This window comes from Arthrobacter sp. R4-81 (genome assembly GCF_054792365.1).
In genome coordinates this window covers 33,149-49,242 of record NZ_CP096446.1, presented here as the reverse complement: position 1 = coordinate 49,242, position 16,094 = coordinate 33,149, and the positions used below count along the sequence as shown (strand labels likewise).

The 16,094-nt window shown below is 61.1% G+C and carries 9 protein-coding genes; 7 read left to right on the top strand and 2 right to left on the bottom strand.

Annotated features, from left to right (window positions below):
• The first annotated feature begins 13 nt into the window (after positions 1 to 13).
• Complete coding sequence (locus M1E05_RS20600) at positions 14 to 193, top strand: hypothetical protein (protein ID WP_461165319.1); 180 nt, start codon at positions 14 to 16, stop codon at positions 191 to 193.
• A 129-nt stretch (positions 194 to 322) separates the two neighbouring features.
• On the top strand, positions 323 to 526 hold the full coding sequence (locus M1E05_RS20595; RefSeq protein ID WP_461165318.1) for a hypothetical protein: 204 nt from the start codon (positions 323 to 325) through the stop codon (positions 524 to 526).
• A 74-nt stretch (positions 527 to 600) separates the two neighbouring features.
• On the opposite strand, the gene M1E05_RS20590 is transcribed toward M1E05_RS20595, so the two are convergent.
• Positions 601 to 1,371, bottom strand: a complete 771-nt coding sequence (locus tag M1E05_RS20590; protein ID WP_461165317.1) for a DUF5677 domain-containing protein — start codon at positions 1,369 to 1,371, stop codon at positions 601 to 603.
• Between the two features lie 4 nt (positions 1,372 to 1,375).
• Complete coding sequence (locus tag M1E05_RS20585; RefSeq protein WP_461165316.1) at positions 1,376 to 2,548, bottom strand: ATP-binding protein; 1,173 nt, start codon at positions 2,546 to 2,548, stop codon at positions 1,376 to 1,378.
• A gap of 286 nt (positions 2,549 to 2,834) precedes the next feature.
• Between M1E05_RS20585 and M1E05_RS20580 the strand changes: the two genes are divergently transcribed.
• The 5 genes from M1E05_RS20580 to M1E05_RS20560 all read left to right on the top strand — a co-directional run bounded on the left by M1E05_RS20580 (position 2,835) and on the right by M1E05_RS20560 (position 16,041).
• Entirely contained in the window at positions 2,835 to 2,957 is a 123-nt protein-coding gene (locus M1E05_RS20580; protein ID WP_461165315.1) for a hypothetical protein, read from the top strand.
• A gap of 459 nt (positions 2,958 to 3,416) precedes the next feature.
• The gene (locus M1E05_RS20575) at positions 3,417 to 4,850 is read left to right on the top strand and encodes an HNH endonuclease family protein (RefSeq protein WP_461165314.1); all 1,434 of its coding nucleotides are present in this window, start codon (positions 3,417 to 3,419) and stop codon (positions 4,848 to 4,850) included.
• 567 nt (positions 4,851 to 5,417) lie between these two features.
• Complete coding sequence (locus M1E05_RS20570) at positions 5,418 to 8,288, top strand: LamG-like jellyroll fold domain-containing protein (protein WP_461165313.1); 2,871 nt, start codon at positions 5,418 to 5,420, stop codon at positions 8,286 to 8,288.
• A complete protein-coding gene (locus M1E05_RS20565; RefSeq protein ID WP_461165381.1) occupies positions 8,285 to 15,679 on the top strand; it encodes an RHS repeat-associated core domain-containing protein in 7,395 nt (2,464 codons plus the stop codon). Before M1E05_RS20570 ends, M1E05_RS20565 begins: the two co-directional genes overlap by 4 nt.
• A complete protein-coding gene (locus tag M1E05_RS20560; RefSeq protein WP_461165380.1) occupies positions 15,679 to 16,041 on the top strand; it encodes a hypothetical protein in 363 nt (120 codons plus the stop codon). The genes M1E05_RS20565 and M1E05_RS20560 overlap by 1 nt, the downstream gene beginning before the upstream one ends.
• Positions 16,042 to 16,094 lie beyond the last annotated feature (53 nt).

Sequence of the window (16,094 nt, the reverse complement as noted above, 5' to 3'; positions counted from 1 at the left end):
TGAACTCACGACCGTGAAGTACGCACGGAAGGCAGGCCTGTCCTGGGCAGAGATCGCCAATGCTCTCGGGGTAACACGCCAAGCGGTATGGGAGCGGTGGCACGAAATCGACGAGACCCTGCCCAAGACCGACGAGTGGGGCCCCTTCTCACTGAACGACACGGCGCCCGAGCGCTTTCGCAGGCCCGGGTAAAGCAGGCCCAAGTGGCGGAAACCGAACAAGGTAGGGCCCACTCGTTCACGAGCCGATGGAGCGCATGGATGCGGGATCCCTTGTAACGGAAGTGGGAGGCCCGTAGTGAATGCGGCGTTATTATTCGGATTGGCTCTTCTCGGATCCGGACTGTTCATGTGGACGATGGCCGGCATCCTGGCGAGGCAATCTGCAATCATCCGCTCGTGGTTCTCAGCCGACATCGACATCGCATGGTGGACGCAACGCGGAATCACCCAAGTCCACGTGGTTGCATCTGTCTGGATACTCCTTGGGGTGATAGTTTCCGTGTCTGGTCTTGCCGTGGGGTGATGACATGAGACCTTCATTCGCCCTTGGAATTGGAACAGTCTGAACGGGATGCAGAACTCGTGTCTCACGCACCCCTAGGCGTGTGGGCGTTCCCGGACGCCTTTCCAGAGCACCTCCATCCGCTGGTCAAGTTCCTCCAGCGGGTTCTTGAAGTGTGCGCCTAGCCCTCCGATGTGAGAGTAAGCCCTTATGGCCACGAGCACGTTGATACAGACCTGGGCGGCCACTTGCTCATCCATTTCCTTAGCCCGCATTCTAAGACCGAAGGAAAGGGAACCCTCTTCGCGTTCGAAATAGCTCTGAGCACTAATTAGTGTCGGATGACTCAACTGGGTTTCCAATAGCCAGGCCATATACAGCTGGCCGAGCGCCGGCTGGCGCTTCACAACATGTGCAAGATGTGTGAGCGAGTCGAGGTGTTTGTACTCCTCGCTGGCCTCGGACTGCATCCAGTCGATCTCGGTCAGTTGCTCGGGCGGCAGCGCCCACCCAATGGATTGGGCCTTTTTGAGCCTGTCCAAGCTCTTCCACCGCTCCCGAAGTCCAACCTCGATTGCTTCGAACCCGACGTCTGCTGCGTATGCAAGTCTGATGGTGTGTTCGATGATGGAGCGCATTAGCGGCGCAGATTCAGGATGGAATCCGCTTCTATCCAGAAGGATTACGGACTCCCCGGTGCGGATGACTCGGACCAGCCATCCCCACGCCACGGCGGTTGTGGCGGCGGTGGCCCATCTCGGGCGGCTGCCATCACCGTATGGAACCGTCCCAGGAACTGGCGCTGACTCCCACAGGGAGACGATCTCCTGAAGTAGATCTGCGAACGGGTCCTCTTCGCATGTCATTGGGCTAGTCCTCGAATTGGCGGCTGATGAAGCCTGACATGCCTGGAACGGTGAACCGGACGGCGCCATGATCTGGGGCGTAGATGAGGCCTTTGGAGATGAGGCTTGATCGAGCGACCGTCAACTGGCTGGCTGCCCGGCTCAGTCGTGCTGCCACTTGGGCGGTGGATGAGGCTTCGTCGTGGTCCTCTGCCATGGCGCGCAGGTATTGGCGTTCGGCGGGGGTCGCTCGTTGCCAACGTGCCCGGAAGAAGCCTGCGTCGAGTTGTTCTGTCCCGATTTCGATGGCCAGGCGGGCGTCGTCGAGGTTCACTGTTTTGTTCGATGCGACGTCCCATGCGGCTTTGCCGTAGGCCTGCAGGAAGAAGGGGTAACCATCTGCGGCTGTGACGAGGGCCCGCAGAGCGTCCGCATCGGGATACGCGCCGAGCTGGTTCATGGGCAGGCTGATGGCATCTGCCGCGGAGGTGGGGTCAAGGGCTCCAATGGTGCGGTAGTCAAAGAGGCGTTCGGAGTATGAACGCGTGGCGCTGAGTTTTCCGGGCAGGTTGGGCAGTCCGGCCCCGATGATGTAGAACGGCCAGCCTTTCTGGCCGGCGAGGTGCTGTACAGAGATCAGCGCGCCGAGGAGTTCTTCGTCCAGGTCCTGCATTTCGTCGATGAAGATTCCGAAACCGCTGCGGGTCTTGCCCATGGCGGTTGAGATGTCCTCGACGAGTTCCTCGAGGTCGATGTCGAGGTTTCCGGAATCCGCCCGGCCTTCAGTGGCGCCAAGCGTGGCGGACACCCCTGTAACACCTAGGGTGACGTTGAAGGAGCCGATGCTGCCCAGAACATCCTTGATGTAGTCCCAAGCTGACCTGGTGCGCAGTCTCCTGGCCCCCGCTTCGATGGCGCGGGCGAGTTTTTGCCGTGTTGCCTTGCCGCCTTCTGGACTGGGCTGCGCTTCGATCTGCACAACGAACCAGTCATGGTGCTCCGCTTGAGCCGCGAAGTTGTTCAGCAGTACCGTCTTGCCGACCCCTCGGAGCCCGGAAAGGAGCATGCCGCGCTCGGCGGCCTGGCGTTTTGTCCTGACGATCAGGCGGTCAAAGGCCTCGATTTCTGCTTCCCGTCCCTCCAGTGCCGGCGGCTTGAGGCCTGAGCCGGGGGCAAAGGGGTTCATGTTCGAGTCCATCCGCGCAGTCTATAGAAATATATGAGGCAATATAAGGATTTTTTTATATTCACCCATATTTTCTTATGGCTCGAAGGAAAGGGAGGCGCGCCCGGGCGGCGGCGGCACACCCTGAGTTCTCTGTGAACGACGCGCTGCTCCAGCATCCACAGCGAGCAGCTGCTGCCGCGTGGCCTGTGTGGGGATCCTGTGCACAGTCGGATCCGAGGCTATAGTCACTCCCCCCTTTTGTCAGGCCCTGACCCATACGATTGTTCTCCCCACAGAAGCGGAAGGCAGGAGAACGATGGACGAACAGCAGCGGCCTCGAGCCAACAGTTGGCAGATCGCCGGCGTCTGGATCTCTGCGGCTGCCCTGCTGATCGCTGCCGTCAGGGCAGTCGTGGATCTGTGGCCTCTATTCAAGTAGAGTGCCCGCCCGATCGGTTCCGCAACCAGGTCGCTGACAGGTGGCGGCCGCACCGGCGGCACGCTTTTCAAGGCTTGATATCCCCGGTTCCTCTCCGTCCCACTTCCTTGGAAACGGGACAACCTCGCGGGACGCTTGAAACTTCGCATAGACAGTAGATGACTTGTCATTCGCCATCACTTCAGTGAAGACGGGATTCTGGTGCGCTGGGGCGAGCGAAATACATATTTTGTGACGCCTTGGTGTCATTGTCTGATCCCTGCAATATGCTCCTGCTATCACCGGTTCGCCGCAATGATGCGGCTCTCTTAGAGAGATATATCCATGGGGGATCCTCGCAAGCGGCTTTTCGCCGCTCTATTGACACTTGTCATTTCATCAGCCGCACTAATTGCCGGCGCACAGCCGGCCGCGGCCGCAACAACCACGCTTACATCATTGTTTAACCAACTCTCATTCATGCCGGAAGCGAACAACACCTACGATCGCGCATACTTCGAACACTGGATCGACGCCGACTCCAACGGCTGTGACACGCGACAGGAAGTGCTCATCGCGGAGTCCCAGGTGCCCGTCACCAAAGGAACCGGCTGCACGGTCACCGCGGGACAGTGGTACTCCTGGTATGACGGAGCCACCTGGACCAACCCCTCCGACGTGGACATTGACCATCTCGTGCCTCTGCAGGAAGCGTGGCAGTCCAGCGCTTGGGCATGGACTGCCGAGAAGCGTAAGGCCTACGCCAACGATCTCGGCTACCTGCACAGCCTTGAAGGGGTTACCGACAGCGTCAATCAGTCCAAGGGAGCGCAGGACCCGGCCACCTGGATGCCGGCAATGGAACAGTGCCGGTATGCCATTGACTGGATCACCGTGAAATGGCGTTGGAACCTCACGGCAGACAACGAGGAATTCACGGCCCTGAATGCCCTGCTAAACAACACATCCTGTGGGGCCACCATCATTGAAATGCCAGAAAAAGCCGACCTCAGCGGCAGTCTGTGGCCGTTGTACAAGATCGTTTACGACGCCACCATCTACGAAATGGTCAGTGATGGTAAGGGGAACGTAACCCCTGTCCCGCTCAGCTACGCAAAATGGACCGACGCATATAAGCAGCGGCAGCCCCTCCCCGCATCGACAGACTTCGTGAAGTACCCGTGGTCCCCGACGGTCTACGCAGTCACGTTCTGGCCCGGTGGGGAGGCCGCATGGATGTGGACTCCGCTTTCCTACAAACAATGGCTGACCGCCGGAACACCGACGCCTCGCATCGCTGGATGGATCAAGGGCAGCTATTACTATCAGTGGGGCACCACGATGAGCGAAATCTTCGTGGAAGGTGCTGACGGTGTGAATCACAAGCTGACTTACAAAGAGTGGGCCGCATCCGGATTCCGTGGGTTTGAGCGCAGGAGTAGTGAGGGGTTTCTGAAGCTTAGTTGGGCTAATGAACTGGCCCGGATGACCGACCTGTATTCAGGGGCCGGGCGTCCCTTGGGTTATTCAGAGTGGCAGGGAGAAGCTTTCCCGACGCCGCAGGTCGAGCAACGGATCCCAGGCGACTCCTTCTACCAGGACTATGGCAACCCGACGGTCTGGTATGCAGGACCCGGAATGAACAGGCCGATCACTTTCCGTGAATGGCAGGCGGCAGGAGCGCCGGCGCCCACCGTCCGGAACGCGCCCCCGCCAGGGGGCGGCACCACGCCTCCTCCAGGCAACACCGTCCCTCCGAACCCAGGAGATACCAAAAACTGCTCGTCCTCCTTCTCAACGTGGTCGGAAGCTCAGAACTGGTTCGACACGTACTACCCCCACTACGGAGACGTCGCCAACCTTGACTCAGATGGCGACCTGATCGCCTGCGAGACCCTTCCCGGCGCACCTTAAAAAGCAAGCTACAGAGAGAAGCCCACCAGTTGGTGGGCTTCTCTCCCCTTCTGGGCCCCGAGTCCCCGGGGCTACTGGCTCCCCAGGGCATGCCGTGCTTCCGATTTCATATGTAGGTCATATCCATATCCCAGGGACAGCAACAGCGGCAGCATCATCACCGAGGGCGTCCCAACCTTGGATGTTGGACACCCCCGCCACCTTTCGGGATCCGTGGAGTCCCGCGTAACCTGACCGTTCCATTTGTTATCCCAAAACTCCCGCCACAAACACACGTCACAGATACAACTTTCGGTATGGTCCTGTCGACCGACAGGGCTTGGCGGCTCCTCACAAGCGGAATTTGTATTGGTGAGTTCTTTTGCAGTTCCGACCCGGCCGATAAACCCTAAGGAAACTGACTAATTTCCGTGGATTGATGCAGATTTGTAACATTTTTTTCGTCACGAATTTGCTGTTGCGCGCATGCCCAAATGCCGTGTAGCTTTCTCTCAGATATTCCGTGTAATGGGTAAACGGACTTTATTGGGAACCCCGCACACTTCCCTTCTTCTGGAAAGTTCTCACGTGGGAAATCCCCTCTCCTCGCCCTTGAGCGCGTTCTGTTCCGTGATCCTCGCCGCCGGTCTCGTGACTGCGGCTGTTCCTGCCGCCTCCATGGCTGCACCCTCGGGAAGTGTTCCCCTCATGGGAGCGTTGACGGCGGAGGACATCGCCAGCGACCAAGCGTCCTCCGAGGGAGCCGATGTTGTTGTCGAGTCCGCGACAACTCCGACCGAGCAAACGGTGGCCCATCCGGATGGCACGTTCACCAGGACCATCAGCAACGAACCGGTCCGGATGCAGTCCGGCAACGGTTGGGAGGATATCTCCACTGATCTTGTCTGGAAGGACCAGGCCGGCGTGAAGGTCCTGGCTCCCAAAATGGTGCCGGTGGGAGTGAGCCTCGGCGCCAAATCCTCCACCACGATGGCCACCCTTGATAACGGCCGCGGGCACTCAATCAAGCAGACGTGGCCCTTCGGTCCCTTGCCCGAGCCCAGAGTCGAGGGCGATACCGCGACCTACCCGTCGGTTCTTCCGGGCGTTGACCTGATCCAGATCGCCCACAGAACCGGCGTGTCCCAGGTCCTGAAAATCGCAACACCTGAGGCGGCCAAGGACCCGCGGGTGGTTGCAATGCGCATCCAGCTCGATGCCCAGAATGTTAGCGTTCGCGATGACGGAGACGGAGGGCTTTCTGCCCTCGGCAAGGACACCGGTGCTGTTGAACTCCGCACGGCTGAGGGTCAGTGGTGGGACTCATCCCAGGAAGGGGCCTCGGCCTCCGATCCTGGTGGCTCCGGCCTTGCAAGGCCGTTCGCGCTAAGCCTGGGGATTGAGAACGGGAAACAAACGCAGATCTTCGGTATGGATGAGATTCTCAATACACCAGATCTGAAGTTTCCGTTGTTCGTGGACCCGGACTGGGGCGTGATCAGGACCTCATACGTGTACGTCGATAGCGCCTATCCGGGCGTTTCGTATTGGAACGGGCAATACACCGACGCAACGGTCCACGTCGGGTACCTTCCCTCAAGCTGGGCCCCTGACGGGGTATCGCACACGACACGCGGTTACTACCAGTTCGCTACCCAACCCATGTCCGGCAAGGTGATCCTCGCCGCACGGATGAACACCGCTTTGAAATGGTCATCGTCCTGCACCGCCACGGCGGTGGACTCCTACGTCACCGGTGGCGTCAGCCCGTCCACGACGTGGAATAACCAGCCAGGGCTGGTCGCCAAGACGGATTCCAGGAATGCAGCCATGGGCTACTCCGCGTCGTGCCCGGCAGGGACTGTGGGATTCGACATGGGCTCGGCGAAGAACATCATCTCCACTGTCGGCCAGTGGACGGTGATGTTGAGGGCTGGCAACGAAGGTGATCCCCTGGGTTGGAAGCGCTTCGGGAACGACGCTTCCATGATCGTTACCTATAACACCCCGCCCAGTACGCCGAAGCTCACCGCCATGACCGGTTGCGCCGCGAACTGTCCGGCCCCTGGGGTCCAGAACGGAATCACGCGCTTCGGCCGGCCGATCTTCTCCGTTTATGCCTCGGACCCCGACGGGGATGCCGGCGGTTCCATAGCGGTGTGGATCGCCGTTAAACGCCCGGACGGCTCCCCGGTATGGTCCATGGAAAGGGGCCCTATCAATGTTCCCGGCAGCGGCGGTACGGCAAGCTGGGCCGGAGACTGGTCCAGTGATCCGGATCTCACGACGGGGAAGTACTTCGTTGACTTCCAGATAGCGGACCAGGCCGGTTCGGTTTCATCGAAGGTCCGCTACGACTTCAGCGTCGATACCAATCCACCAAAGGCCCCGGTCATTACGCCTCCGGCGGTCTTTGACTCAGCCCACACTGACCCGGCCGGTGTCGTGGGGCAGAACGCCTACACCTTCAGTTTGACCAATTCGGATGCCTTCGCGATCAAGGGATTCGTGTACGCCCTAACTCGCGGCGACACCGCTCCGACACTCGCGGCAAACGTCGCCTGCGACGGCAGGTTCAACGAGTTTGTTGTGGTATGCCCGGCCGATGGCCGGACGGCGACTGTCACGGTCGGTGCCACCGACTACACCAGCAGGCTGACGGTTTGGTCCTTTGATGCAGCCGGCAATGTCAACACACAGGTCAAAAGCACCCCCGTGTCATACCTGTTCAATATGGGCAGCACTGCCCCCGCTCCTTCTCAGCTCCTGCCGGTTACTACCCTGGGCGGGGCATCGTGGGTGGACATTGAGACCAGCAACCATGTCCCTGTAGCAACGTCGTGCCAGGGCGGTCTGCCCGCAAACTCGACCGCGCCTGAACGCAGCACCGTGCTGCAGTTCAGCGCGTCGGGACACTACGCCACCACCGTTGAACGCGCCGTGGACACCTCGCAAAGCTTCAGTGTCTCAGGCTGGTTCTGCCCAAGTGCACCTGTCACCACGGGAATCCAGGCAATGATTACCCAGATGGCCGGGACAGGATCCCAGGGCTCGGCCCTGTGGCTGAACACGGGAGGGTTCGTCGAGTTCAATACATGGACCGGCGCGAACGGAGCCGGCCGCGAATTCGTGCAGAAGCCCGAAGCGCTGCCGGCCAACAAATGGACTTTTGTCTCTGCCGTCTACGACAGGATCAACCGGCAACTTCGCATCACCTCAACCACTACCGGATTCACCTCGACCTGGACCACGGCCATAACATCGGCGACACACATAGCCTCCCCTCCCACCCAGCCAGTGCTGCTCGGCGCGGCCGCAGCGGGCGGGTCTGGACAGTTCAAGGGGCAGATCCTGAACCCGGTCATGACACAGGCGGTCCTCACCAAAGAGCAGTTCGAACTGGCTCAAAAGTCCTTCAAAGACACGGCCGGGAACAAGACGACAGGTGTTCTGAAATGAGCAAAATATTCTCTCGAGGCATCACCGGCTACAGGACACTGGTCCTTACTGTCGGCGCCGCCGTCGCCGTGTCCGGTGCGGGACTGTTCGCCATTGTCACTGACGCTTCCAGGGACTGGACGCCACCGAAAACGGACAACGTCACTTCCGTTGACGTCAGTCCCTGGTCCGGAGACGCCACACCAGCGGAGCCCCGCCCGTTCCTTAACGGCGAGAACCCCTCAAAGACCCAGGGAAAGGTTGAGGGTACCGGCCCCGCCACCATCGAAGGCGAACCAGCCAGTGCAGCCACCCCCAAGAACGGGCTGACTATCAAGAACGCCGTCTTCGGTGGGGCGCCGATGGCGGCTCCGGCTGCAAACGAGAAAGGCTCCGGAGACTTCACAGGGCTGCCCGGGGCATCCTCCGGGGCGTGGGGCGTCACAGGCCAGACCGGTGCGTTCACCTGGAGCTACCCGTTCAGCACACGGGAGGCACCAGCCGGACCGACACCATCCCTGGCTCTCGCCTACGACTCATCCTCGATCGACGGGCTGACCAGCGCCACCAATAACCAGGCCTCCGTCGTCGGAGACGGGTGGTCCCTGGCCGGGACGGGCTCCATCACCCAGAGATTCGGCTCCTGCATGGACCAGGGGGTACCGGATTCCTACGACCTCTGCGGATCCCCGGCAGGTCAGCAGTTCACCATCTCCTTCGGGGGCCGCTCCGGTACGGTGATCAAGGACAAGGACGCACTGACCCCGACTTTCCGGCTGCAAAACGATGACAACACCCGTGTCGAGTACCTCACGGCCGCCGGTTCCAACGGCACTTTTGACGGCGGCTACTGGAAACTTACCGACACCAACGGCACACAGTACTTCTTCGGAAGGAACCACCTGCCCGGTTGGGCAGCCGGCAAAGCCAGCACCAATTCCACCGACACCGTCCCCGTAGGGGCTGCCAACGCAACCCAGCCCTGCGCCGCCGGAACGTTCGCCGCATCCCTCTGCCAACAGGCCTACGCCTGGAACCTGGACTACGTCGTCGACGTTCACGGCAACTCCCAGGCCATCTACTACACGCAGGACACCAACAGCTACTCAGCCCAAGCCGGAACAGGGGCCAGGCTCAGCTATGTCCGTGCCAGCCGGCCCGTCCGGGTCGATTACGGTATGCGAACCGGAAGTGAACTGGACAGCGCAGCTCCCCTGCGTGTCGAAATGGCCTACACGGGGCGGTGCACCGGGGTTGACTGCTCAGCAGGCAATGACATCCCCTCCGGCTTCGCCTGCCAGTCCACCGGGACCTGCACGGTGTACTCACCGACCTTCTACACAGACCAGCGACTCCTCACGGTTACCACCCGGACGGCAACCAGTCCGACCGCGTATCAGGACGTTGACGTCTGGACCCTTCACCACTCGATGCCGGACCCTGGTGACCTGACCAAGCCTGCCCTCTGGCTTGGTTCCATCGACCATAAGGGAGCCAATACAGCCACAGGCGTCGGAGGGGCCATCTCGGATCCGCCGGTTGTCTTCGGTGGCCAGACATTGCAGAACCGTGTCTGGGTCGTGGACGGTCTCGCACCCTTGGACCGCTACCGGATCTCCTCGATCAAGACCGTGACGGGCGCCTCCATAGCCGTCACCTACCAGGCACCCGAATGTTCACCCAGCAACCTTCCGGCATCCCCTGAAACCAACACCAAGCGTTGCTTCCCACAATGGTGGGCACCGACTACCCCGATCGCCCAGCCCGCCAGGATGGACTACTTCCACATCTACCCGGTCGCTTCAGTGTCCACCAACGCAGGCCCGGGCGGCTCCGGAAGCCTGGACATGATCAGCCGCTACGAGTACCAGGGCACACCAGCATGGAAGTACGCCGGACCCAAATACGTCGCAGGGGCAGGAGGGTCCCAGCTCACCTGGTCCGTAAACGCCGGCTGGGCCAAGGTCAAAACAATCTCCGGTAACGGCTCATCCGGTCAGAACCCGTCGGCGGTCACGACCTATCTCCGCGGCCGCGACGGGACGCCGGCCAACAGCAGCGGGGCCATAACCTCAAGCGTGACCCTCTCGGACGGCAGCATCATTACCGATTCCCCATGGCTGGCCGGATCCGCTGTCGAAACCGAAAAATTCCTCGGCGAAAGCGGGCCTCGACTAAGCAGCACCATCACAATGCCTTGGTACTCCGAGGCGACGGCGACAGGCAGCGCCAACACACCTGCCGCCCAGGCCCGCCATATCGGCACCAAATCACAAAAGAAAATCCTGGCCAGCAGCCTCACCGGCGGAACCAGGACCACAACCAGCACGAACTACTTCGACGGACTAGGCCGGACCACCTCAGTCTCCGACAGCGGAGAAGCCGGCGGCTCCCCAGGAACCTGCACCGTCACCGCTTACGCCGACAACCCCGGGGCGAACCTGCTCGCCCTCCCCGCAACCACGAGCACGTACGCCGGCCCTTGCACCAGTACAGGCGCCCCTGCGGGAAACCTTCTCAAAGCCAACAGGACCCTTTACGACGGATCGACCGAAGCGGTCCCGGGCGCCAGTGGATACCAGGCCCCAGCCCTTGGCAACACCGCCCGGACCGACATCGCCACCGCTGTCTCCGGAACCACAGTCACCAGCTGGCAGACCGGTCCATCCACTTCCTATGACACTCTCGGTCGGCCGGTCAGTTCAACGGACAACTCAACAGGCACGGCACGGACAACTTCGGTGGCCTACACGCCCTCCTCAGGGCTGCCAACATCAGCTACCACCACCAACCCGTTGGGCTGGAAGACCAGCACCGCCTTCGAAGCTATCCGGGGCAACAAGGTCACCAGCACGGACGAAAACGGCAACGTCACAAGCTACCAGTACGACGCCTCGGGACGTGTGACCGGAGTGTGGGACCCCATGCGGCCCAAAGCCACCAACGCAGTTCCGACCGAGGCTACGGGCTACACCATCTCCCAGACAGCACCCTCCTCGGTTATTCACACCAGTATCAACGGCAATGGCGAAGCCATCAGCAGCTACGAGATCTATGACGGGCTCGGCAGGGTACGCCAAACACAAAAGCCCTCACCGGGGGGCGGCACCATCGCCGCCGATACGTTTTACAACAACAATGGTGCGAAGAGACTCGTCAACAACGACTACTACTACTCCACCAACCCCGGCGGGACCCTTATGGTCCCGAACGTGGCCGTCCCGTCCTCGGATCAGTACGACTACGACGGTGCAGGGCGCATCACCACCGTCAAGGCCCTGACCATGGATAACCAGGAACTCTGGACCACCCGGATCACCTACACAGGCGTGGACACGTCCACCACTACCGGACCGGGAAACGAACCGGCAACGCGGACCATCGTCAACACCGAAGGCAACGTCACCAGCCGTCTGCTCTACAAGGGCACTGTGGCCTCGGGAACGCCGGATGTCACCAGCTACGGGTACAACGCCCTCGGCCAGATGACCTCAATGACAGACACAGCGTCCAACCAGTGGACCTGGTCCTTCGACCCGGCCGGCCGCCAGGTTTCCGCCACGGACCCGGACACCGGCACGCTCTCCACCACCTACGACGCCACCGGACGCGCTGCCTCCACCACCGACACCTTAGGCACCGTTACCTCCTACACTTACGACGACCTGGACCGCAAAACAGCAACGATTGTCACGCCAGCTGGCGGGACAGCACGCACACTGCAGACAATCACCTACGACGGTGAGAAGAAGGGTCAAGTCAGCAGCGCCACGCGGTACAACGGGCCGAACTACGATCAAGCCGTCACTACTGCCGTCTCCGGGTACAACGCCGCTTACCTGCCCGGCACCACCACGACGACGCTTCCCGCATCCATCACGAATTACGCGGGAAGTTACACCACCACCCAGACGTACACCAGCACCGGAAACGTCAAAACTCAAGTCAGCCCCGCCATTGGCGGTCTGCCCGCAGAGACGCTGAACTTCGGTTATGACTCCTTCGAAAACCCGTCGTCGATTGCTAACCAGAATGGCGACACCATTGCCGGTGGCACCGAATACAGCCATTTGAACAACCTTGCGACGTTCCAGCAGTATGACCGAAACATCAACAGCACCACGGCGGACACAACCGGGCTTAACGAGCAGTACTTCTCCTGGGACGCCACCACCGGCCGGTTGGCCAACCAGTCAGCGACCAACAGGGCCAAGGGTGCCGTCGCGGACCTTGGCACGACCAGCTACACCTACACGCCGTCTGGAAAACTCACTGCCCGGGAGCTCTCCTACGCAAACCGGCCGGGAGCACCGGCTGATTACCAGTGCTACAACTACGACTACGCCTCCCGGCTCGCAGCCGTCTGGACACCCGCGGCCAAAAACTGCTCCAGCATCCCGACCCCGGCATCAACATCGGTGACCGGGCTCGGGGGGCTGGCGCCCTATGCCCAGACCTACGGCTACACACCCTCTGGTGACCGCTCCGAGGTCAAACGATTCGACGCCGCAGGTGCCCTGGCCAGCACCGAAAACTACACCTACCCCGGAGGCCCGGCCGCAGCCGGGGCGTTCGTCGCGAAGACGCCGTTCCGCCAACTGGATACCCGTAACGGAACAGGCGGGGTCACCGGGCCGGTCGGAGCCGGTCAGACCGTCAGGCTAAAAGTCACCGGCAAGGGAGGTATCCCCGCCACCGGTGTATCCGCCGTGGCACTGAACATCACCGTGACCGCCCCCACTGCTGATGGGAACATCACGGCCTACGCCGGCGGCACTCCGCAACCGTCCACCTCGAACGTGAACTTCGTTGCAGGGGAAACGACACCCAACTTCGCCATCACCCCCGTCGGGGCGGACGGAACGGTTTCCTTTACCAACAACTCCAACGGCACCGTCCATCTCATCGCGGACACCTCCGGCTACTTCCTCGCCGGTACCCCTACCGTTGCCGGGGCCTTTGATGCGAAAACCCCTTTCCGCCAACTGGATACCCGTAACGGAACCGGCGGGGTCACCGGACCGGTCGGAGCAGGGCAGACCGTCAGGCTCAAAGTCACCGGCAAGGGAGGTATCCCCGCCAGCGGCGTATCCGCCGTGGCACTGAACATCACCGTGACCGCCCCCACCGCAGCGGGGAACATCACCGCCTACGCCGGCGGCACTCCGCAACCGTCCACCTCGAACGTGAACTTCGTTGCAGGGGAAACGACACCCAACTTCGCCATCACCCCCGTCGGGGCGGACGGAACGGTTTCCTTCACCAACAACTCCAACGGCACCGTCCACCTCCTCGCAGACACCTCCGGCTACTACCTCGCCGGTACCCCCACCGATCCGGGGGCCTTTGACGCGAAAACCCCTTTCCGCCAACTCGATACCCGCAACGGAACGGGCGGGGTGACCGGACCGGTCGGAGCCGGGCAGACCGTCAGGCTCAAAGTCACCGGCAAGGGAGGTATCCCCGCCACCGGTGTATCCGCCGTCGCACTGAACATCACTGTCACCGCCCCCACCACAGCCGGGAACATCACCGCCTACGCCGGCGGCACTCCGCAACCGTCCACCTCGAACGTGAACTTCGTAGCAGGACAAACCACACCCAACTTCGCCATCACCCCCGTCGGGGCGGACGGAACGGTGTCCTTCACCAACAACTCCAACGGCACCGTCCATCTCATCGCGGACACCTCCGGCTACTACCTTCCCCCGGCCACAGGACAGCCCGGCCCGCACCGGCTCCAAAGCCTCACCTCCACCCCCGCCTCCGGCGCACCAACCACATCCACGTTTACCTGGGATGCTGCCGGGCGGATGACCGGGCGTTCAGGGCAAACCCTTGCCTACACACCGGACGGACTCATCGCCACAAGCACCGGAACCTCCACCCTCCCCGCCAATCCCAACCCATCTGCGGGGGCCGGCACCCCGCCCGCCCCAGCCGCAGGAACAGCCGGCAGCACAGGCACCAGATACTACGATGCTGGCGGAAACCTCGTCGGACTTGTGGACGGCAGCGGAACCACAGTAACGCTGGGATCGGTCACCGCCCACTCAACCCCAGGTGCGGTCAAAACAGCGACCTGCACGTACACCTTTGCCGGGAAAACAGTCGCGCAACGCACCGCCGCAGGCGGGGCTGTCAAGCTCATGTTCCTCGTCAGCGACAGTGTCGATACTGCCCAAACGGTCGTCTTACCCACTGAGGGTGCAACCCTTGCAAAGGCCGTTACAAGGTTCACAGACCCCTCCGGACTGGCCCGGGGAGCAACCCAAACCGCCACCGGCTCCGGCTCCTACTCAACTGCGGCAGCAGGCACCACGGGGGTCGGTTCCAACGCAGCCAACCCCACAGGATTCAGCGCTGTCAACGGCTACATAGCCGGTCTCGCCGATACCGTAAGTGCCCTTACCCACCTTGGGGCTAGGGACCTTGACCCCGTTCTCGGAGTATTCACCGCTCCGGACCCCCTACTGGACACAGAGAACTCCGCCGCTTTCACACCTTATGCCTACTCGGCCAACGACCCGATCAACTATTCCGACCCATCCGGTCTCTTTTCCTGGGGCGACATCGGAAAATGGGTCCACGACAACGCTGGAACGATCGCGAACGTCGTAACGGCTGTGGTCGTCACGGCAGTCGTTGTCACTGCCGCGACCGCTTGCGTTGCGAGTGTGGTTTGCGGAATCGGCGTGGCAGTAGCGGCAGGAGCCATCGGCGCTGCCGCCGGTTACGCTGCAGGAAACGCCGTCGATGTGGCTCTGGGCAACAAGCCAGCCCCCAGTCAACAGGAATACTGGGCAGGAATGGCCCAAGCCGCAGGATGGGGCGCAGCCGGCGGAATCCTCGGCGGCGCAGTCGGAGCTGTCGCTGGCAAAGCAGCCCCGTATCTTGGCAGGTGGATCGGCAACGCAGTCTCGGCTAGTAGAAATGCCGCCAGCGCCGCAGCCCAGTCGGCGCCCCGCCTCATCGCAGCAGCGCGGCAGGCCGCCGCCAACAGCAAATCAGTCACCCAAAGCCTCGGAAACAAAGCCCTAGCGACGCAAGCTTCCCCCCCTCGTATATCCCCAAGTGTCTCCCAAAATGTGTCATCGAAGGCGGATTTCGTTGCTGGTCCGAATGGAGTTGTTGTTCCGACTAGCGAAAGCCGGATGCTCGCTGGATTTCGCTCTGCGGGCTTCCCTGAATGGCCAACATCCAGACCAGGCACCGGTTTTACGCTCCCAGACGGGAGTAAGGTCAGAGTTATGCAACGGTCAGGGACGGCGCCGAAACGGGCTTCTTTCACCGACGGCAACGACTCACCTATCAGTCCGTTCACGGGCAGGAATGTTCCTCGGCAGAGAAACCTCAACCCGTCGGAAAACAGAGACTACATCCGCTCCAGAACCCACGTTGAGCTTTGGTGATGACTTTGAAGACCCCGAAAGCGTTCTTAAAAGAAGCCCTTCCACTTACGATTCTCAGATTCAATGTGAACGACCCAATAGTTAATCTCAGCGGAGAATCCTGGTCGTTGACCCTGATGTGCCCTTGGACAGTAGACCGTCCAGGAACACGCTTCAGTTGGGAATCAGACAATCTTGAGGAAAAAATTCAAGGTTTGATTGGATTGAGAATCACAGGCTTCGAGTCAGATAACGATCAACTTATTGACCCAATTTTCATTCTTGACGACGGGTCTCGGATCCACATCTTCGCTGACACAGACTTCGACCCCTGGACGATGGGACTTCCGGAGATGATGCTCATCGGTGAAAGTAGAAAATAGACTCGTACAGCGTGACATCGGACAGCGTCGTCACCGCAAGTTCCATCCTGTCT